A 19569-nucleotide genomic window follows, 5' to 3' on the forward strand; every position below is an offset into this window, starting at 1 on the left:
AAGATATACGATCTGTTAGGGTGAGTTCACACCAGCTGACCACCGAAGGAAGCCATGCTCGAACCAGACGAGATAGAGCGCATCGCAGACGAACTGCTCGAGGCGGCCGCGAACCGCGTACCGGTGAGACGACTGACCGCGCGGTACCCCGAGATGACGATCGACGACTCCTACGCGGTGCAGTCGCTGTGGGGGCGCCGCAACGAAGAGGCCGGGCGCACCCTCGTGGGGCGCAAGATCGGGCTCACCTCGCGCGCCATGCAGATGGCCACCGGTATCACCGAGCCCGACTACGGTCTCATCTTCGACGACATGGTCTTCGAGACCGGCACAACGCTGCAGTGGCAGACCTACACACACCCGCGCGTCGAGATGGAACTCGCCTTCGTGCTGAAAGAGCCGCTGCAGGGCCCCGGATGCACGATCTTCGACGTTCTGCGTGCCACCGAGTACGTCGTGCCCGCGCTCGAGATCCTCGACTCACGCATCGAGATGGAGGGCCGTACGATCGTCGACACCATCAGCGACAACGCGGCGATGGGCGTCATGGTCACCGGGGGCCGGCCCGTGCGGCCGCACGACATCGACCTGCGCTGGGTGGGCGGACTGCTCTACCGCAACCAGACCATCGAAGAGACGGGGGTGTCGGCGGGCGTGCTGAACCACCCGGCGTCGGGGGTGGCCTGGCTCGCCAACAAGATCGCGCCGCACGGCGCGTCGCTTGCGGCGGGCGAGATCATCCTCGCCGGATCGTTCACCCGCCCGATGTGGGTGTACGCGGGCGACACCGTCTTCGCCGACTACGGACCGTTGGGAACCATCACATGCCAGTTCGAGTGAACCCCGAGCAGAGCTTCGCCACGGCGCTTGCCGAGACCGGCCGGCCGCTCGCCGGAATGTGGGCGTGCAGCGGCAGCCCGCTGGTCGCCGAGATCTGTGCGGGGTCGGGCCTCGACTGGCTGCTGATCGACGCCGAGCACAGCCCCAACGGCCTCGAGTCGCTGCTCGCGCAGTTGCAGGCGGTGCACGGCTATCCGATTCTGCCGGTCGTGCGGCCGCCGGTGCTCGACCCGGTGATCGTGAAGCAGTACCTCGACCTCGGGGCGACGACCCTGCTCATTCCCATGGTCGACACGGCCGAGCTCGCCCGGCTTGCGGTGTCGAGCGCGCAGTACCCGCCCCGGGGCATCCGGGGCGTCGGCTCGGCGCTCGCGCGGGCATCCCGCTGGAACCGCACAGAGGGCTACCTGCAGAACGCCGGCGACGGCATCTCGATCATCGTGCAGATCGAGTCGGTCGAGGCGGTCGCCAACATCGTCGAGATCACTGGGGTCGACGGCGTCTCGGCCGTGTTCATCGGGCCCTCCGACCTGGCGGCGTCGATGGGCCTGCTCGGCCAGCAGGATCACCCCGACGTCGTGGCCGCCGTCGAACACTGCATCGCCACCGTGAAGCGCCTCGGCAAGCCGGTCGGCGTGAACGCCTTCGCCGAGCCCCTTGCCCGGCGCTACCTCGCCGCCGGCGTCGACTTCATTCTGGTCGGCGCCGACGTGGCCCTGCTCGCCCGCGGCTCAGAGAAGCTCGCCGCCACCTTCATCGCCGCCGCCCCGACGGCCCCTGGCGCCGAGCCGCTGAGCAGCTACTGACCGGCGCGCCGGCCGGGGTGACGAGCACTCGTGGCATCATTCAAGAGTGAGTGATGAAGCGGCCGGCCGACCCGTGGCCCAGAAGCTGTTCGCCATCGCCGACGCCTTTCTGGTCGCACCGGAGGCCTCGTCGCTGACGCTCACCGCCATCGCCGAACGCGCGCAGCTGCCGCTCTCGACCGCGCACCGGCTGGTCGGCGAATGGGTGCACTGGGGCGGTCTCGTGCGCACCGACGACGGTCGGTACTCGCTCGGCCTGCGACTCTGGGAGCTCGGCGTGCAGGCGCCGACCGCCCGCAACCTGCGCACCGTCGCCCTGCCGCACCTCGAAGACCTCTACGAGGCGACGCACGAGCACGTGCAGCTGGCCATCCTCGACGGCCGCGAGGCCCTCTACCTCGAGAAGCTCACGGGGCACGATGCGGTTCCGATCATCTCGCGGGTCGGCGCACGGCTGCCGCTGCACTCGACGGGGGTGGGGCTCGTGCTGCTGGCCTTCGCGACGACCGAACTCATCAACGAGTATCTGGATGCCCCCCTGCGCGGTTTTCTGCCGAACACCGTCACCTCGCCCGACCTGCTGCGCCGCCGGCTCGCCGAGATCAGGGCCACCGGTATCGCGCAGATGAGCGAGGAGATGACCTCAGGGTCGTCGTCGACGGCCGCGCCGATCCGCGACCGCACGGGCGCCGTGGTGGCGGCCGTCTCTGTGGTGGTGCGCACCACCACAGAGTCCGGCCGGCAGAACGAGCCGGTGGTGCGCCTCTCGGCCAGCGCCATCAGCCGCGCCCTCGGCTACCGCCACTGACCTGCTCGGCGGCTCGTGCTCAGCGTCGGCTCATTGTCGGGCGATCGCAATGCGCAGGCGTTCTTCCGGGTCGATGAGATGGTCGTGGTCGTCGTCGCCGAGGTCGATCTGCACCCAGTTGATCCTGCCGCTGAATCTGCTGGTTGCGCCTGTGTAGTCGGATGACACCGAGGTTCCGGATTCGTAGCCGACATCGGTTGTCTCGTCGGCAGAGAACACCATTGCCTGTGTCGCCGCGACCCTGCCGTTTCCGACGGCCGTGCCGTCGTAGAAGAGAGTGACGTCTCCCCCCTTTCCCAGACCGCCACCGTCGTAGTCGAATTCCATCCGCACCTGATGCGTGCCGATCGGGATCGGGGAGTCGGCGACGGTGGCGAATTCGTGGATGCCGAGCACGTTGTAGACGAAGACGGCTCGGCCGTCTTTGACATACAGCGTCCACCCTCCGAACCGGCCGCCCTGGGCGATGATCACTCCGGCGAGGGGCTTGTCGTCGGCGACGACTTCGGCGGTCACCGAGAACGACTTGTTCTTGATGCTCACGACGCTGTTCTCCGACAGTCGCCCCATACCTGAGTACAGCAGCTGGGTGTTGCCGTGGATCAGCGTGGGGCGACCGGCGATCTCGGGCGTCGCGCGCTCGATTCCCCGGTCGTCTATCGGGAGTACGTTGTACTTCGTGGCCTCGATGAGCCACAGCCGCTGCAGTCTGGCCAGCAATTCGGGGTTCTCTGCGGCGAGGTTCCTGGCCTGGCTGTAGTCGGTCGAGGCGTCGTAGAGTTCCCAGACGTCGTCGTCGAAGGCCGGCAGCTTCGGCCCGACCATCTCCCACGGGGTGCGATGCTTCGTCACCGCGCTCCAACCCTTGTGGTAGATGCCGCGATTGCCGAACATCTCGAAGTACTGCAGACTGTGCCGTTCGGCAGTCTCGGGTTCTGCGAAGGTGTAGAGCATGCTCGTGCCCTCCATCGGAGACTGCATCACACCATTCACCATGGTCGGCTCGGGCAGACCGGCCGCCTCGAGGATGGTCGGGGCGATGTCGATCACGTGCGTGAACTGCGATCGCAGGCCGCCCTTCTCCGCGATGCCTTTCGGCCAGTGCACGATGGTGCCGTTCCGGGTGCCGCCCCAGTGCGAGGCGACCTGTTTCGTCCACTGGAACGGGGTGTTCATCGCCCACGCCCACCCGACCGCGTAGTGGTTGTACGAGCTGGGTGTTCCGAGTTCATCGATCTTCGATGCCATGAACTCGGGTGTCTCAAGGGCGGCCATGCCGTTGAAGTTGGCCATCTCGTTGAAGGCACCGTTCAGGGTGCCTTCGGCGGAGGCTCCGTTGTCGCCGATGATGTAGTAGATGATGGTGTTGTCGAGTGCACCGATCTCATCGACCGCATCGATGACCCGGCCAATGTGGTGGTCTGTGTGCTCGAGGAATCCCGCGTACACCTCCATCTCGCGCTCCAGCACCGGCTTCAGCTCGGCGGGCATGTCATCCCACGACGGGATCTCTTCGTGGCGGCGGGTCAGCTGCGCGTCGGCCGGGATGACGCCCATCTCCTTCTGCCGGTTGAAAGTGGCCTCCCGCTGCGCGTCCCACCCGGCCGCGAACTTTCCCTTGTACTTGTCCGACCATTCGGTCGGCACATGATGCGGAGCGTGTGTCGCTCCGGGGGCGAAGTACACGAAGAACGGCTTGTCTGGCATCAGCGCCTTCTGCGTCTTGATCCAGTTCACTGCGTGGTCGGCGAGATCCTCGGTCAAGTGGTAGCCCTCTTCCGGGGTCGACGGCGGCTCGATCGGGGTCGTTCCGTCGTACAGCGCCGGCTCATACTGGTTGTTCTCGCCACCGATGAAGCCGTAGAACGTCTCGAATCCACCGCCCCCAGACGGCCATGCATCGAATGGCCCCATCGGAGACGACTGCCACACCGGCACCTCATGACACTTGCCGAACTGCGCAGTCGAGTAGCCGTTCAGCTTCAGCGTCATCGCCAGCGGCGCCTTCGTATTCGGCCGAAGAGAGCTGTTGCCCGGCGCCGACGTCGCCGTCTCAGTGATACTTCCCATACCCACCGAATGGTGATTGCGGCCCGTCAGCAACGCCTGCCGTGTCGGTGCGCACAGAGCGGTGGTGTGGAACCGGTTGAATTTCAGGCCATTGCCCGCCAGCTTCTCGGCAGTCGGCGTGTAGCACGGGCCGCCGAATGCACTCGCCGCTCCGAATCCGGTGTCGTCGACGAGCACGATCAGGATGTTCGGGGCTCCCTTCGGGGGCACCAACGGCTCGATCGGCGGATACGACGTGTCTGGATCTTTGGCGTCATACGTGGTGAGATCGGGGGCGGGCCGGTCAGGAATCGGGAGCAGTGCCCGCGAGTGACGATCAGTGACCATGGAGTTCCCCCTCCAGCTGGAGCCGCACGCGGCTCATCGGCGACCTCGAAACGCTGCGGCGTCGTTGCCGCAGTCGTCACGATCCTCCGGCTCGCCGCCTAAGTCAACACGAAAGGTTCCTCGGCGCACGCCGAAGCTGCACACTGGTACTCACTCCGAAAGGAAGCGTCGAGGAGGTCGCAGTGAGCACACAGATCCCGAACGCGCCGAACAGCTCGTGGAGCTCCCGCCGGCTCCGACGCAGTTTCGTCACCCCCGAACTCATCTCCGGAACGATTCTCGTCAGCGTCGTCATCGCCGTTGCCGACGAGAACAACGGCGTCGCCGACGTCTTCGCAATCACCGTTCTGAGCGTGCTCGTCTTCTGGGCAACGCAAGTCTTCATCGTCACTATTGCGGTTCAAGGGCTCCGCGGAGACGAAGAAGCCGTCAGCGTCAGCAAATCGTTCCGGATCGCCATCAACCGTTCGTTCGGACTGCTCCTGGCCGCCATCCCACCCCTGATCTTCATGTTCATCGGGATCTTCGGGTTCACACACGGTCAGATCGCCTACTGGATCGCCCTGTGGATCGAGGTGGCACTGCTCGCTGTCTTGGGCTGGATCGCTTTCACCGGTCGAGGAACAGCCTGGTACTGGAAGCTCTGTGGCTCGTTGGCCACCGCCGGCCTCGGAATCCTTGCCATCGTGCTGAAGATCCTGATCTCGTGAACGAGAAGACTCCGAGCCGGCTTCCGGTGAGTGGAAGGTGGGCACCCGTCGACGCCCCGAGCAGCGATACTGGCAAGCATCCTGTCACCGTCGCTAGGGAACCCACGTGCCCCATCTCTCCACCCGTGTCGCCATCGTCGGCGCCGGCCCCGCCGGCCTGCTGCTCGGCTGGTCGCTGCACCAGGCCGGCATCGACTTCGTGGTCGTCGAGAACCGTGACCGCGACTACGTTCTCGGCAGAATCCGCGCCGGTGTGCTCGAGCAGGGCTCGGTCGAGACCCTCGAACGACTCGGCGTCGGTGCGGGCGTGCAGGCCGATGGTCTCGTTCACGACGGCATCTACCTGCAGTACGAAGCCGAACGCCACCACGTCGACTTCAACGAGCTGATCGGCCGCACGGTGACCGTCTACGGCCAGCAGGCGGTGGTCAGAGACCTCGTGAACGCCCACGATGCGGCCTCGACGCCGGTGTTCTACGACGCGAACGACGTCGCCGTGCACGACCTCACCGGCTCGCCGTCGCTCACCTTCGAGCACGACGGCGCGCCCTACACGGTGTCGGCCGACTTCGTCGTCGGCGCCGACGGTTTTCACGGCGTCTGCCGCCAGTCGGTGCCGGCGGATGCCCTGACCAGCTTCGAGCGCGAATACCCGTTCGCCTGGCTCGGCATTCTCGCCGACGTGGCGCCCTCGACCGACGAACTCATCTACGCCCTGCACGCCGACGGATTCGCGATGCACTCGATGCGCTCGCCGCAGGTGTCGCGGCTGTACCTCCAGGTCGATCCGGCCGAGAAGATCGAGGCGTGGTCGGATGCCCGCATCTGGGACGGCCTGCAGACGCGCCTCGGTCTCGAGGGCTGGACCCTGCACGAGGGCCCGGTGACCGAGAAGTCGATTCTGCCGATGCGCAGCTTCGTCGTCTCGACCCTGAACTACGGGGCGTTGTTCCTCGTCGGCGACGCCGGCCACATCGTGCCGCCGACCGGCGCGAAGGGGCTCAACTCGGCGATGTCTGACGTGACGCAGCTGAACGAGGCCCTCGTCGCCCACTACGCCGGCGACTCGGCGCTGCTCGGCTCGTACAGCGACACCGCACTCGCCCGGCAGTGGAAGGTTCAGCAGTTCTCGCAGTGGATGACCGACCTGCTGCACCGGCGACCGGGCACCGACGGCGCGGCGGCCTTCGACTACCGCAGCCAGCTCGGCCGGCTCGACTACGTGACGCACTCGCACGAGGCGATGTCGTCACTCGCCGAGCAGTACACCGGTCTACGGTCGTGAGCAGCCGGGCATCCGGAATCAGATGTGAGTTCGATCAGAAGAGAGGTTCGTGAAGATGGCCGAGACAACCCAGGCCGAGATCAGCGCCGAGATCGCCGCCATAGCCAGCGAGGTGCGCGCGGCCGCGAACGCCGGTGCACCGCCCGAACTGCAGGCGCGCCGCGACTACGCGCCGTACCGCAGCTCGGTGCTGCGGCATCCGACCCACGCCCTGGTGAAGGCAGACCCTGAAGAGATCGAGCGCACATCGCCGGCGTTCGGGCACACCGACGTCGACCTCTTCGAGGCCGATCTCACGATTCAGCACCCGGGCGAGCCGCTCGGCGAGCGCATCGTCGTGGCGGGCAAGGTGCTCGACGGCGAGGGCCGCCCGGTGCGCAACCAGCTCATCGAGGTGTGGCAGGCGAATGCGTCGGGCCGCTACGTGCACAAGCGCGACCAGCACCCCGCCCCGCTCGACCCCAATTTCACGGGCGTCGGCCGCGTGATGACGGGCGACGACGGCAGCTACCGGCTCATCACGATCAAGCCGGGGCCGTACCCGTGGCGCAACCATCTGAACGCGTGGCGGCCCGCGCACATCCACTTCTCGCTGTTCGGCTCGGCGTTCACGCAGCGACTGGTGACACAGATGTACTTTCCGGGCGACCCGTTGTTCGCGCTCGACCCGATCTACCAGTCGGTGGTCGACCCGGCGGCCCAGCAGCGCATGGTCTCTGAGTACGACCACGACCTGAGCGTGCCCGAGTGGGCGCTCGGGTATCGCTGGAACATCGTGCTGACCGGCCCGAAATCGACCTGGATGGAGCAGGATGATGACCATGAGTAGTTCGAGTGAGACGGGCGCGTTCGTGCAGACCCCGTCGCAGACCGTGGGGCCGTTCTTCGGCTATGCGCTGCCCTACCAGGGCGGCGCCGACGTCGTCGACCGCACGCACCCGGCGGCGATCAGGCTGCACGGGCGGGTGTTCGACGGCGCCGGGGTGGGTGTTCCCGACGCCATCGTCGAGGTGTGGCAGCCTGACGAGTCGGGTGTCATCAGCACCGAACTCGGCAGCTTCGAGCGAGACGGCTACACCTTCACCGGCTTCGGCCGGGTGCCGACCACCCGTGCCGGCGACTACACCTTCACGACGGTGAAGCCGGGCGTGGCGGTGGCCGGGGGCGTGGCCGGCGTGGCGGTGGCCGGCGGTGACGCGACAGGCGCGGGCCACCCCGAGGCGGGCGCCGCATCGGCAGCCGTAGCCGTAGCCGGCGCGCCCTACGCCCTCATCACCGTGTTCGCGCGCGGCCTGCTGCACCACCTGTTCACGCGCGCCTATTTCGTCGACGCCGACGGAGCTGAGTCGTTCGAGTCGTTCGCGCAGACCGACGCCACGCTGTCGACCGTGCTGGCCGACCGTCGAGCGACACTGGTCGCTTCGCAAGACGGCCCGGGGTCGTATCGCTTCGACATCACGCTGCAGGGCGACAACGAGACGGTGTTCTTCGACTTTGACGCCTGACACCGACGAGCCCGCGGTGCGGCCGGCCGCCCACGACCTGCTCGACCCGCTGGGCGCCGACGGCCGGGCTGAGACGATCGTCGGCGACGAGGCGTGGCTCGCCGCGTTGATCGCCGCCGAGGTCGCGCTGAGCAGGGCGCTGGTGGCGACCGATCTCGCACCCGCGTGGATGCTCGGGGTCGCCGACGCGCTCACGAAGCCCGGCGTGGTCGACCTCGGCGCGGTCGCGGCCGCCGCCCGCGGGGGCGGCAACCCGATCATCCCGCTCACCAGGCAGCTGTCGGCCCGTGCCGACGAGCTGCACGCGGGAGCCGCCGAATACCTGCACGTCGGAGCCACCAGCCAGGACATCGTCGACACGGCCGCGATGCTGGTCGCCGCCCGCACGCTCGAGACCGTGACCGCAGACCTCGACCGCGTCGCTGCGGACCTGGCGGCGCTGGCCGAGACGCATCGGGCGACCCCGCAGGCCGGTCGCACGCTCGGCCAGCACGCCTCGCCCACCAGTTTCGGTTTCGTGGCGGCCGGCTGGCTCGATGCCGTCTGCACCGTGATCGAACAAGCCCGGGATGCCCGCCGCCGGCTGCCCGCCTCGCTCGCCGGTGCCGTGGGAACGCTCGCGGTTCTGGCACAGGTGGTCGTCGAACGCCGAGGTTCTGGCGACGCCGCCGACACCCTCGACCGGGTCGTCGCGGCCTACTCCGACGAGCTCGGCCTGGCAGCCCCAGACATCAGCTGGCACACCAACCGGCTGCCGATCGTCGAGGTGGGCTCGGTGCTGGCCGCGGCCACCGGAGTGGTCGGCACGATCGCCGCACAGGTCGCCGAGCTGTCGCGCACCGAGATCGGCGAGCTCGGCGAGGGGCTCGCCGAGGGCGAGGGCGGGTCGTCGGCGATGCCGCACAAGCGCAACCCGGTGGCCTCGGTGCTGATCGTCGCGGCGGCGAAACAGTCGCCGGGCATCCTCTCGACCCTGTACGGCAGCCTGCTCGCCGAAGATCAGCGCGCCATCGGCGGCTGGCACGCCGAGTGGCAGACCCTGCGCCAGCTCGAACGGCTGGCCCTGACGAGTGTGGCCGCGAGTGTGCCCCTCATCGGAGGCCTCACCGTCGACACGCAGCGCATGCTCGCCAACCTCGACCTGACACACGGGCTGCTGTTCTCTGAGCGGGTGTCGACCCTGCTCGCCGAGCGCATCGGGCGCGCACACGCCTTCGAGGTCGTTCGCCGCGCGTCGGCCCGTGTCTCGGCCGAGACGCCGCTGTCGGCCGTGCTCGACGAGCAGTTGGCGGCCGAGGGCTTCGCGGCCGACGATCGGGTGCGCACCAGCGTTCAGGCGGCCTTCGACCCCGCCTCGATGATCGACCACACGTCAGCGGGCATCGACCGAGTGCTGGCGCGTCACGCCGCGCTCGGCCAGAGCCCGGCCCCACACCGAGGAGACCCATCGTGACCGTTCCGGTTCTGCGCTGCACCGTTCACCCCGTGGCCAGTGGAGCACCCGACGCCGAACTGCTCGTGCTCGGCCCGTCGCTCGGCACCACCACGTCGCTGTGGCTGCCGCCGCTGGCCGAACTCTCGCAGCGATACCGGGTCATGCGGTTCGACCTGCCCGGGCACGGCGACAGCCCACGCGCCACCGAGTCGTTCACCGCCGCCGAGCTCGCCGAGGCCGTGCTGGCCCTGGTCGACGCGGTCGGCGGCGGGGCGTTCCACTACGCCGGGGTCTCGATGGCCGGCATCATCGGCCTGCAGCTCGCGCTCGACCACCCCGACCGGCTGCGCTCGCTGAGCGTCATCTGTTCGGGCGCCAAGATCGGCACCACCGAAGGGTGGGATGCCCGTGCCACCCAGGCGCGGCAGAGCGGCACGGCCTCGTTGGTCGCCACCAGCGCCGAGCGGTGGTTCGCGCCCGGGTTTCTGCAGCGCGACCCGGCGCACTCGGCCAGGGCGCTCAATGAACTGCTCGACATCGATGACGAGTCATACGCGCTGTGCTGCGGCGCGCTGGCCGCCTTCGACGTGCGTGACCGGCTCGGCGAACTCTCTGTGCCGACGCTCTGCGTGGCCGGCGAGTTCGATGTCGCCACGCCCCCCGAGGGCGTGCACGACCTGGCAGAGAGCATCGACGCGACCTTCACCCTCATCGCGGGGGTCGGTCACCTGCCACCGCTCGAAGCGCCGGCCGCGGTCGCCGCGGCCGTGCTCGGCCGCGCCGACTCGATCGGCCCGTGGGTCGCTTCGGCGCGGCTGGCGGGTGCTGCCGGTGACGGAGCCGCGACCGAGACCAACGCACCCGACGATGAGGCCACCGCCGCACGCGAGCCCACCGGGCCGAGCATCCCCACCTGGCGCCCCGAGGCCACCTCGCAGGAGATCTACGACGCCGGCATGGCCGTGCGCCGGCAGGTGCTCGGCGACACGCACGTCGACTCGGCGAACGCCCGCATCACCCCCGAGACAGAAGACTTTCAGAACCTCATCACCCGCTACGCCTGGGGTTCGGTATGGACCAGGCCCGGCCTCGACCGCCGCACCCGCAGCTTTCTCACCCTCGCCTGCCTCACCACGGGCGGTCACGAGGCCGAGCTGCGGATGCACGTGCGCGCCGCCCTCACCAACGGGCTGACGCCTGCCGAGATCGGCGAGGCCCTGCTGCACACCGCCATCTACGCCGGCGTTCCCGCAGCGAATTCTGCTATGGGCATCGCGCGAGAGGTCTTTGCGGAGTAGAGTCGTCATACGAACTTCGGTTCGAATCACGAACACTGCTCGGGTCGAGGTGCCGCGGGCCCGCTGAGGACGACGATGATTTCAAAGACCACGGCCAGCGCCGCCGACGCGCTCGCCGACCTGCCCGACGGCGCCACGGTGATGATCGGCGGCTTCGGCCTCGCCGGGCAGCCGGTGCAGCTGATCGATGCGCTGCTCGAACACGGCGCCACCGACCTCACCGTGGTGAGCAACAACGCGGGCAACGGCGACACCGGCCTCGCCGCCCTGATCGGGGCGAAGCGGGTGAAGAAGATCATCTGCTCGTTTCCGCGTCAGGTCGACTCGTACATCTTCGACGGCCTCTACCGGGCCGGTGAGATCGAGCTCGAGCTGGTGCCGCAGGGCAACCTTGCCGAGCGCATCCGGGCGGCCGGCGCGGGCATCGGCGGCTTCTTCACCCCGACCGGGTTCGGTACGAGCCTGGCCGAGGGCAAGGAGACGCGAACGATCGACGGCCGCGACTATGTGCTCGAGCATCCGATCTTCGCCGACTTCGCCCTGATCAGCGCCTACCGGGCCGACCGCCTCGGCAACCTCACCTATCGCAAGACCTCGCGCAACTTCGGGCCCATCATGGCCAGCGCGGCAGGCACGACGGTCGCGCAGGTCGACCGCATCGTCGAACTCGGCGAACTCGACCCCGAGGCCGTCGTCACCCCGGGCATCTTCGTCGACCGGGTGGTCGAGACCGGCGACCGTTTCGAGAGAGAAGAGTGGGCCGATGTCAGGTAGTTCGTGGTCGCGGGCCGAGATCGCCGAGCGGCTGGCGCAGGATATTCCCGACGGCGCATATATGAATCTCGGCATCGGGCTGCCGACGCTGGTGTCGAACTATCTGCCCTCCGACCGTGAGATCATTCTGCACACCGAGAACGGCATGCTGGGTATGGGGCCCGAGGCACAGCCGGGCGAGATCGACCCCGACCTGATCAACGCCGGCAAGATCCCGGTCACCGAGCTGCCGGGCGCCTCGTACTTCCATCACGGCGACTCGTTCGCCATGATGCGCGGCGGGCACCTCGACGTGTGCGTGCTCGGCGCCTTCCAGGTGTCGCAATCGGGCGATCTGGCGAACTGGAGCACCGGCGCACCCGACTCGATTCCGGCCGTCGGCGGCGCGATGGACTTGGCGCTCGGCGCCAAGAGCGTCTACGTGATGATGGAGCTTGCGACGAAGAACGGCGTCTCGAAGCTCGTCGACCAGTGCACCTACCCTGTCACCGGCCTCGGCTGCGTCGACCGCCTCTACACCGACCGGGCGATCTTCTCGCTCGGCGCCGAGGGCGCGGCCGTCATCGAGCTCGTCGGCGAGACCACCATCGACGAACTGCGCGAGCTGACCGGTCTCGACCTCGCCGACAACACAGGAGAACCAGCATGACCGCGAGCTTCATCTACGACGGAATCCGCACCCCCATCGGCCGCTTCGGCAAGTCGCTCGCCGGTGTGCGACCGGATGACCTGGCTGCACACGTGGTGCGAGAACTCGTCGCACGGCAGCCCGGTCTCGACCCCGCGCGCATCGACGACGTCATTCTCGGCGACGCCAACGCCGCCGGCGAAGACAACCGCGACGTCGCACGCATGGCGGCCCTGCTCGCCGGACTGCCCACCTCCGTGCCCGGCGCCACCGTGAACCGGTTGTGCGGCTCGGGGCTCGAGTCGGCCATCCAGGCCTCGCGGGCCGTCGAGACCGGCGACGCCGACCTCGTGCTCGCCGGCGGTGTGGAGTCGATGAGCCGCGCGCCCTGGGTGCTGCTGAAGCCCGAGCGGGCCTACCCGGCCGGCTCTGAGACGCTGCACTCGACAACCCTCGGCTGGCGCATGGTCAACCCCAGGATGCCCGCCGAGTGGACCGTTCCGCTGGGCGAGACGGCAGAGATCCTCGCCGACCGCTACGAGATCACGCGCGAGCAGCAAGACGTGTTCGCGGTGCGCAGCCACCGCCTGGCGGCCGCGGCGTGGGATGCCGGCGTGTACGACGACGAGGTGATCGCCGTGCCGGGCACCACTCTCACGCGCGACGAGGGCATCCGCGCCGACAGTTCAGTGGAGGCGCTGGCCGCACTCAAGCCGGCCTTCCGCCCCGCCGACGTGGGCACCGTGACCGCCGGCAACTCGTCCCCGCTGAACGACGGCGCGGCCGCCATGTTCATCGGCCGCGAGGGCGCGCTCGAGGGCGAGCCGCTGGCCCGCATCGTGTCGCGCGCCGTGGCCGGCAACGACCCGAACATCTTCGGCATCGCCCCGGTCGAGGCGGCGAACAAGGCGCTCGCCCGGGCGGGCAAGACCTGGGCCGACGTCGATGTCGTCGAACTGAACGAGGCCTTCGCCGCCCAGTCGCTGGCGTGCCTGAAGCTCTGGCCCGAGCTCGACCCCGAGATCGTGAACGTCGACGGCGGGGCGATCGCCATCGGGCATCCGCTCGGCGCCTCGGGTGCGCGCATTCTGCTGCACCTCGCCCGCGCTCTCGAGCGTCGTGGCGGCGGTGTGGGCGTAGCCGCGATCTGCATCGGCGTGGGCCAGGGCCTCGCGGTCGTTCTCGAGCGCTGATCCCGTGGCCGACGATCACGCCGATAGCATGAACCCGTGCCACCCGACCTGAGCGCCCAGCCCGAGCCGAGCGACCAGTACGTGCAGTCGTTGGTGCGAGGGCTCAGCGTCATCCGTGCCTTCGACGCCGACCATCCGCGCATGTCGCTCACCGAGATCGCCGCCGCGACCTCGCTCACCCGCGCCACCGCGCGGAGGTTTCTGCTCACCCTCGTCGAGATCGGCTACATGCAGACCGACGGGCGCCAGTTCTCGCTGACGCCGCGCGTGCTCGAGCTGGGCTACAGTTTCCTCTCTGCGCTCAGCCTGCCCGAGCTGGCCCAGCCGTACCTCGAAGAGCTCTCGCGCGCCACCGGTGAATCGTGCTCGGCCTCGGTGCTCGACGGCCTCGACATCGTCTATGTCGCCCGGGTCGCCGTTCGCCGCATCATGAGCGTGTCGATCAGCGTCGGTACCCGCTTTGCGGCGTACTCCACCTCGATGGGCCGCGTGCTGCTCGCCGCCCTGCCACCGGATGCCCTCGCCCACCACCTCGACCAGGTGCAGTTCGAGCAGCGCACCCCGCACACGCTCAGCGACCGCGGCTCGCTCGTCGCCGAACTCGATCGCGTGCGCGCCGACGGCTACGCACTGGTCGACCAGGAGCTCGAACTGGGGTTGCGCTCCATCGCGGTTCCTGTGGTCGCCGGGGGCAGTACGGTCTCGGCCGTCAACATCTCGGTCTCGGCCGGCACCTTCAGCACAGACCGCATGCGCGAGTCACTGCTGCCGCCCCTGCGCCGCGCGGCCGCCCAGATCGGCGCGGCCGCATCGGCGTGACCGTCACGGGCGGCCGGGGCTCAGGTGGTCGCTGCTCCGCGCGGCTTCAGGCGCTGCGGCTGCCGGGCTCAGCTGGTGGCTGCCTCGCCCGGGTTCAGCGCTGCGGCCGCGCCGGTGCGGCATCAGACGCTGTCGCCGCGCCACTCGGTGTCGATCGCCTCGCCGCGGTCGAAGGCGGCCTGCTCGCGCTCGCGCAGCTCGACGCGGCGGATCTTTCCCGAGATCGTCTTCGGCAGCTCGAAGAACTCGATGCGGCGCACACGCTCGAACGACGACAGCTCGGCCTGCGAGTGGGCGAAGATCGCGCGGGCACTCTCGACGCCGGGCGCCCAGCCTTCGGCAAGGGTGACATAGGCCTTGACCACGCTGTGCCGTGTGGCATCCGGTGCCGGCACGACCGCAGACTCGGCGACGGCCGGATGCTGCAGCAGCACACTCTCGACCTCGAACGGCGACACCTTGAAGTCTGACGACTTGAAGATGTCGTCGGTGCGGCCGATGAATGTGATCGTGCCGTCATCGGTGCGCACGGCGACGTCACCGGTGTGGAAGTAACCGCCGGTGCGCGCCGAGGTGGTGCGGTCGTCGTCGCCGAGGTAGCCCGACATGAGGTTGGCGGGCTCGACGGTGAGGTCGAGGCAGATCTCGCCGGTGGCCGCGGGCTCGCCGCTCACCGGGTCGACGATGGCGATCGCGACGCCGGGCAGGGCACGCCCCATCGAACCGGGCACGATGGCTGCGCCGGGCGGGTTCGCGATGAGCGCCGTGGTCTCGGTCTGGCCGTAGCCGTCGCGGATGGTCAGCCCCCATGCCTGCTCGACTGCCGCGATGACGCCGGGATTCAGCGGCTCGCCGGCTGAGAGGATCTCGTGCAGCGCCCGCGGTTTCGCCCCGAGGTCAGACTGGATGAGCATCCGCCACACCGTGGGCGGCGCGCAGAACGTGGTGACGCCCGCCTCGTCGAGCTGCGTGCGCAGGGCCACCGCGTCGAACCGCCGGTAGTTGTAGACGAACACCGTCGCCTCGGCGTTGAACGGCGCGAAGAAGCAGCTCCACGCGTGCTTTCCCCAGCCCGGCGAGCTGATCGCGAGGTGAACGTCGCCCGGCCCGACGCCGAGCCAGTACAGGGTCGACAGGTGACCGACCGGGTACGAGGCCTGCGTGTGCACGACCATCTTCGGCTTCGAGGTGGTGCCCGAGGTGAAGTAGATGAGGCACGGGTCGCCGGTGTCGACGGTGACCGACGGTGCGATGCCGAGACCTTCGAGGGAGTCGCTGTAGTCGTGCCAGCCGGGCGTGCTGCCGCCCACGACGATGTGGGTGAAGTCGCCCTGCAGCCCGTCGAACCTGTCGACGTCGGCCACGTCGGCGATCACGTGGCGCACGCCGCCCCGCACCAGGCGGTCGTCGAGGTCACCGGTCGAGAGCAGGGTAGTGGTGGGCAGGATGACCGCGCCGAGCTTCATGATCGCCAGCATCGACTCCCACAGCTCGACCCGGTTGCCGAGCATTAGCATGACGTGGTCGCCCTGCTGCACGCCGAGGCCCGAGAGCCAGGCCGCCACCTCGTCAGAGCGCCAGCGCAGCTCGTCGTAGCTGACCTTCGTCTCGCTGCCGTCTTCTTCGACGATCCAGAGGGCGAGCCGGTCGTTGCCGACGGCGATGGCGTCGAACCAGTCGACGGCCCAGTTGAAGTGGGTCCCCACGTCGGGCCAGTCGAACGCCAGGGCAGCGGCGTCGGCGTCGGTGCGGTGTTCGAGCAGGGTGTCGCGAGCGGCCCGGAAGTTCTCGGTCGGGTTCATGTTCTCAGTCTGCCGTGTTTGTCAACGGGGTCAACGCGAAGGCGGCCGCGCGGGCTGCTCGTGCGAAGGTGAGCAGAGCCGAACAACCGGCTCTTCGAAAGGTGAACCATCATGGCAAAGAAAGCTATCGAGAAGGTCGGCTTCGACCCCATCAAGACCGCCCACGACCTGGGTATCCAGAGCAACCACGCCTACATCGCCGGGTTCGCCTCGGTGGTCATCGCCATGTCGGCCTGGCTGATCTCGCGTGGCAAGAAGTCTGACGACCGCGCGCAGTCCGACCGTTGGGGCATCTTCGTCGGCCACTGGGCTCCGACCTTCTTCGCCATCGGTCTCGCCCTCAAGAACGAAGAGTGAACCCCGGCCGGCGAACGCCGGGGTGCGAACCCCGGCGCCGACCGGCTAGCGTATGAGGTGACGAGTCAGGAGCCCCTGACAGGAATGGGGTTCACAGTGTTCGAGGCCGAAAACATCCGCGACTGGATCGACTCGTCGGTGGTCGACCAGAACGGCGACAAGATCGGTGCCCTCGAGAGCATCTACTTCGACACGTCGACCGACCAGCCGACCTTCGCGACCGTGAAGGTGGGCATCCTGAGCGGCCAGAAGCTGGTCTTCGTGCCGCTGGCCGGAGCCCTCGTCTCGCCGAAGCACCTCAAGGTCATGTCTGACAAGAAGATCGTGAAAGACGCCCCCTTCATCGCGACCGACGGCGAGCTCGACGCGGCCAGCGAGCCGGCCGTCTTCGCGCACTACGGCCTTGCCTACGAGACCGGCACGGGCGGCGAGCGTCGCCTCGGCCGTCGCTGACCGGTACCTTCGCGCCGATCGGAGCATCCGTGCCGGCTCGACCGGGGGCGGATGCTCCGAACTGCGCGGCCGGCCCGGTGCCGTCGGGCCGCGCGGGTCAGATCGCGACCGGCTCGAGTTCTGCGGCTTCGGTCGCGTCGGTCTGGCTGACCCGCACCGACGGTGACAGCAGGGTGATCACGATGTTCGCTGCGGCGAACATCGCGGCGACCAGCAGCCCGAACTGAAAGCCGTCGACGGCCGCTGCGACCGGCGCCGTTCCGCCGGCCAGGGCGTCGGCCACGTGGCTCGTCGCCAGGGTGGTGATGACGGCCAGCCCGAGCGCGCCGCCGACCTGGTAGCCGGCATTCAGAACTCCGGATGCCGCACCGGCGTCATCGCTGCGCACCTTCGACTGCGCCGCCACCTGGGCCGGAACGCCCATCGCGGTGATGCCGAGGCCGAACAGCACCAGCCCAGGCAGCAGCGTGCTGGCGTACGGCGAGGTCGCGTCGGCCTGGGTGAGCAGCAGCAGCCCGACGACGCTGATGATCGCCGCGACCAGCTGCACCGACCGCGTGCCGAACGTCGTGACGAACCGCGAGGCCACGACGGCACCCACGATGGCCGCGATGCCCATCGGCAGGAAGGCGAGGCCGGTGTCGAACGCCGACAGCCCGCGCACCTGCTGCAGGAAGATCGCGGTGAGGAAGAACATCGCGAGGAACCCGGCGCTGTTGAGGCCGAGCGCGACGACCGACAGCGACAGGCTGCGCGTGCGGAACAGGCGCAGCGGAATCAGCGGGGCCGCCGAGCGCGACTCGACGAGCACGAACGCCGCGAGCAGAACGACCCCGCCCGCCAGCAGGCCGATGACCTCGACCGAGCCCCAGCCGAGCGGTTCGGCGCGGATCACGCCGAGCATGATGGCGAGCAGCCCGGCGGTCGAGAGCACGGCGCCGCCGACGTCGAAGGTGCGGCGCCCCGAAATGACCGCCCGGCTCTCCCGGATGATGAACAGCGCGGCCGCGACGACGAGGATGCCGATCGGCACGTTCACCAGGAACACCCAGCGCCAGCTGAGGTTGTCGACCAGAATGCCGCCGACGATGGCACCCATGGTGCCGCCGAGCCCGGCGAGACCGCCCCAGACGCCGAGGGCGATGTTGCGGCGCCGCCCGTGCTCGAAGGTGACCATGAGGATGGTCAGCGCCGAGGCCGAAAGCATCGCGCCGCCGAGCCCCTGCACCCCGCGGAACAGAATCAGCTGCAAGGGCGAGGTGGCGAGTCCGGCGGCGAGCGACGAGAGGGCGAAGACCGCCAGCCCGGCCACGAAGACCCGCCGTCGGCCGACGAGGTCGGCCGACCGGCCGCCGAGCAGCAGAAAACCGCCGAAGATCAACGTGTAGGCGCTGATCACCCACTGCAGGTCATCCGGTGCGAAGCCGAGATCGGTCTGGATGTTCGGCAGCGCGACGTTCACGATCGTCACGTCGAGCACCACCATGAACTGCGCTATCGCGAGCACGACCAGGGTGCTCCAGGGGCTGCGTCTCATTGTTCTTCCTTCGGTCGAGGCCTGCGGCGAACGACTGTACGCCGTACTCGTACAACGTACATGTTCGCTGTATAGGAACGCAAGACCGACAGCGAACTCGCGAGAGCGCAGACCGTCTCAGGCGGGCACGGTGCCGCGGGCGCCGGCGATCAGAAAGTCGATTCCCTGGGCGAAGTAGTCGTCTTCGCTGGGGCAGAACAAGAAGAACTCGGCGGTCTCACGCAGGCTCGCGAATCGCTTCGGGTCGAGAGAGTCGAGCTGCGCCCGCTTGGTGCGCAGGCGCGCCGCCCGGGTGTCGTCGTCGAGCCGGCGGTCTTCACCCGGCTCGATGTCGACCAGGTTCACCAGCGAGCAGAGCAGGAAGGTGCCCGTCTGTGCGGCCTGCGCGGGGGAGAACCCGCCCGCGCGCAGCAGCGCGATCGCCCGCTCGGCGAACACCAGGCCGGCCTCAGACTTCATGATCGCAGGGGCGACGATGGTGACGGCGAACGGATGCGCACGCAGCGCGTCGAGCGCCGCGGTCAGCACGGCCCGCAGTTCGTCGTACCACGGCATGCCGCCCGGCTCGGGCAGCACGATCTCGCTGTAGATACGCTCGGCGATGGCGTCGAGCAGCGCCTCCTTGTCGGCGAAGTGCCAGTACAGGGCCATCGGCGTCACGGAGTTCTCGGTGGCGAGGCGCCTGATGGTCACCGCCTCGAGCCCCGCTGAGTCGGCGAGGGCGAGGGCGCCGGCGGTGAGCACGTCGCGGCTCAGTCGCTCGCGCTGTCTGGTCTGGCGCACTGCTGTCATGCCTCTACTGTACCGCGTACAGGTGTGGCTGAGGCCCTGCCGGGCCCCGGATGCCCGCCTTGCGTTTCTCGGCAGCGTGATTGACCGACAGCGCACGCATCGACCCGTCGCAGGGCGCAGGGTGGTTCAC

At 68.7% G+C, this 19569-nt stretch carries 19 protein-coding genes; 15 read left to right on the forward strand and 4 right to left on the reverse strand.

Features of this window, described 5'->3' with window-relative positions:
• Positions 1–54: 54 nt before the first annotated feature.
• From hpaH to V3W46_RS15395, 3 genes are read left to right on the forward strand one after another with little or no spacing between them, the layout of a single operon-like run.
• Complete coding sequence (gene hpaH, locus V3W46_RS15385) at positions 55–840, forward strand: 2-oxo-hept-4-ene-1,7-dioate hydratase (protein WP_331784013.1); 786 nt, start codon at positions 55–57, stop codon at positions 838–840.
• Positions 825–1646: an HpcH/HpaI aldolase family protein gene (locus V3W46_RS15390; protein ID WP_331784014.1), complete on the forward strand. Its 822-nt coding sequence runs from the start codon at positions 825–827 to the stop codon at positions 1644–1646. The genes hpaH and V3W46_RS15390 overlap by 16 nt, the downstream gene beginning before the upstream one ends.
• A gap of 46 nt (positions 1647–1692) precedes the next feature.
• Entirely contained in the window at positions 1693–2454 is a 762-nt protein-coding gene (locus V3W46_RS15395; RefSeq protein WP_331784015.1) for an IclR family transcriptional regulator, read from the forward strand.
• 30 nt (positions 2455–2484) lie between these two features.
• On the opposite strand, the gene V3W46_RS15400 is transcribed toward V3W46_RS15395, so the two are convergent.
• The gene (locus tag V3W46_RS15400; protein ID WP_331784016.1) at positions 2485–4851 is read right to left on the reverse strand and encodes an arylsulfatase; all 2367 of its coding nucleotides are present in this window, start codon (positions 4849–4851) and stop codon (positions 2485–2487) included.
• A gap of 182 nt (positions 4852–5033) precedes the next feature.
• Between V3W46_RS15400 and V3W46_RS15405 the strand changes: the two genes are divergently transcribed.
• The 10 genes from V3W46_RS15405 to V3W46_RS15450 all read left to right on the forward strand — a co-directional run bounded on the left by V3W46_RS15405 (position 5034) and on the right by V3W46_RS15450 (position 14498).
• Positions 5034–5561, forward strand: a complete 528-nt coding sequence (locus tag V3W46_RS15405) for a hypothetical protein (protein WP_331784017.1) — start codon at positions 5034–5036, stop codon at positions 5559–5561.
• Positions 5562–5667: 106 nt separating this feature from the next.
• On the forward strand, positions 5668–6846 hold the full coding sequence (locus V3W46_RS15410) for a 4-hydroxybenzoate 3-monooxygenase (RefSeq protein ID WP_331784018.1): 1179 nt from the start codon (positions 5668–5670) through the stop codon (positions 6844–6846).
• A 55-nt stretch (positions 6847–6901) separates the two neighbouring features.
• On the forward strand, positions 6902–7675 hold the full coding sequence (pcaH, locus tag V3W46_RS15415) for a protocatechuate 3,4-dioxygenase subunit beta (protein ID WP_331784019.1): 774 nt from the start codon (positions 6902–6904) through the stop codon (positions 7673–7675).
• A complete protein-coding gene (locus V3W46_RS15420) occupies positions 7668–8351 on the forward strand; it encodes a dioxygenase family protein (RefSeq protein WP_331784020.1) in 684 nt (227 codons plus the stop codon). The genes pcaH and V3W46_RS15420 overlap by 8 nt, the downstream gene beginning before the upstream one ends.
• On the forward strand, positions 8341–9804 hold the full coding sequence (locus tag V3W46_RS15425) for a lyase family protein (RefSeq protein ID WP_331784021.1): 1464 nt from the start codon (positions 8341–8343) through the stop codon (positions 9802–9804). Before V3W46_RS15420 ends, V3W46_RS15425 begins: the two co-directional genes overlap by 11 nt.
• A complete protein-coding gene (gene pcaDC / locus V3W46_RS15430) occupies positions 9801–11084 on the forward strand; it encodes a bifunctional 3-oxoadipate enol-lactonase/4-carboxymuconolactone decarboxylase PcaDC (protein WP_331784022.1) in 1284 nt (427 codons plus the stop codon). The genes V3W46_RS15425 and pcaDC overlap by 4 nt, the downstream gene beginning before the upstream one ends.
• A gap of 75 nt (positions 11085–11159) precedes the next feature.
• The gene (locus V3W46_RS15435) at positions 11160–11858 is read left to right on the forward strand and encodes a 3-oxoacid CoA-transferase subunit A (protein WP_331784023.1); all 699 of its coding nucleotides are present in this window, start codon (positions 11160–11162) and stop codon (positions 11856–11858) included.
• Positions 11848–12507, forward strand: a complete 660-nt coding sequence (locus V3W46_RS15440; protein ID WP_331784024.1) for a 3-oxoacid CoA-transferase subunit B — start codon at positions 11848–11850, stop codon at positions 12505–12507. Before V3W46_RS15435 ends, V3W46_RS15440 begins: the two co-directional genes overlap by 11 nt.
• Entirely contained in the window at positions 12504–13679 is a 1176-nt protein-coding gene (locus V3W46_RS15445; protein ID WP_331784025.1) for a thiolase family protein, read from the forward strand. Before V3W46_RS15440 ends, V3W46_RS15445 begins: the two co-directional genes overlap by 4 nt.
• Positions 13680–13715: 36 nt before the next feature.
• A complete protein-coding gene (locus V3W46_RS15450; RefSeq protein WP_331784026.1) occupies positions 13716–14498 on the forward strand; it encodes an IclR family transcriptional regulator domain-containing protein in 783 nt (260 codons plus the stop codon).
• Between the two features lie 122 nt (positions 14499–14620).
• On the opposite strand, the gene V3W46_RS15455 is transcribed toward V3W46_RS15450, so the two are convergent.
• On the reverse strand, positions 14621–16300 hold the full coding sequence (locus V3W46_RS15455) for an AMP-binding protein (RefSeq protein WP_331784027.1): 1680 nt from the start codon (positions 16298–16300) through the stop codon (positions 14621–14623).
• A 111-nt stretch (positions 16301–16411) separates the two neighbouring features.
• On the opposite strand from V3W46_RS15455, the gene V3W46_RS15460 reads away from it, so the two are divergent.
• Positions 16412–16657: a hypothetical protein gene (locus V3W46_RS15460; protein WP_331784028.1), complete on the forward strand. Its 246-nt coding sequence runs from the start codon at positions 16412–16414 to the stop codon at positions 16655–16657.
• 96 nt (positions 16658–16753) lie between these two features.
• Positions 16754–17110 carry a PRC-barrel domain-containing protein gene (locus tag V3W46_RS15465; protein WP_331784029.1) on the forward strand — a complete coding sequence of 119 codons (357 nt, stop codon included), beginning with the start codon at positions 16754–16756 and terminating at the stop codon, positions 17108–17110.
• 97 nt (positions 17111–17207) lie between these two features.
• On the opposite strand, the gene V3W46_RS15470 is transcribed toward V3W46_RS15465, so the two are convergent.
• Together V3W46_RS15470 and V3W46_RS15475 are read right to left on the reverse strand one after the other, a co-directional pair.
• Positions 17208–18647, reverse strand: a complete 1440-nt coding sequence (locus V3W46_RS15470) for a DHA2 family efflux MFS transporter permease subunit (RefSeq protein ID WP_331784030.1) — start codon at positions 18645–18647, stop codon at positions 17208–17210.
• A gap of 117 nt (positions 18648–18764) precedes the next feature.
• Positions 18765–19439 (reverse strand): TetR/AcrR family transcriptional regulator, encoded by a 675-nt coding sequence (locus tag V3W46_RS15475; RefSeq protein WP_331784031.1) that lies wholly within the window; start codon positions 19437–19439, stop codon positions 18765–18767.
• Positions 19440–19569: the final 130 nt, after the last annotated feature.

This window comes from Subtercola sp. YIM 133946 (genome assembly GCF_036553535.1).
GTDB lineage: Bacteria > Actinomycetota > Actinomycetes > Actinomycetales > Microbacteriaceae > Subtercola.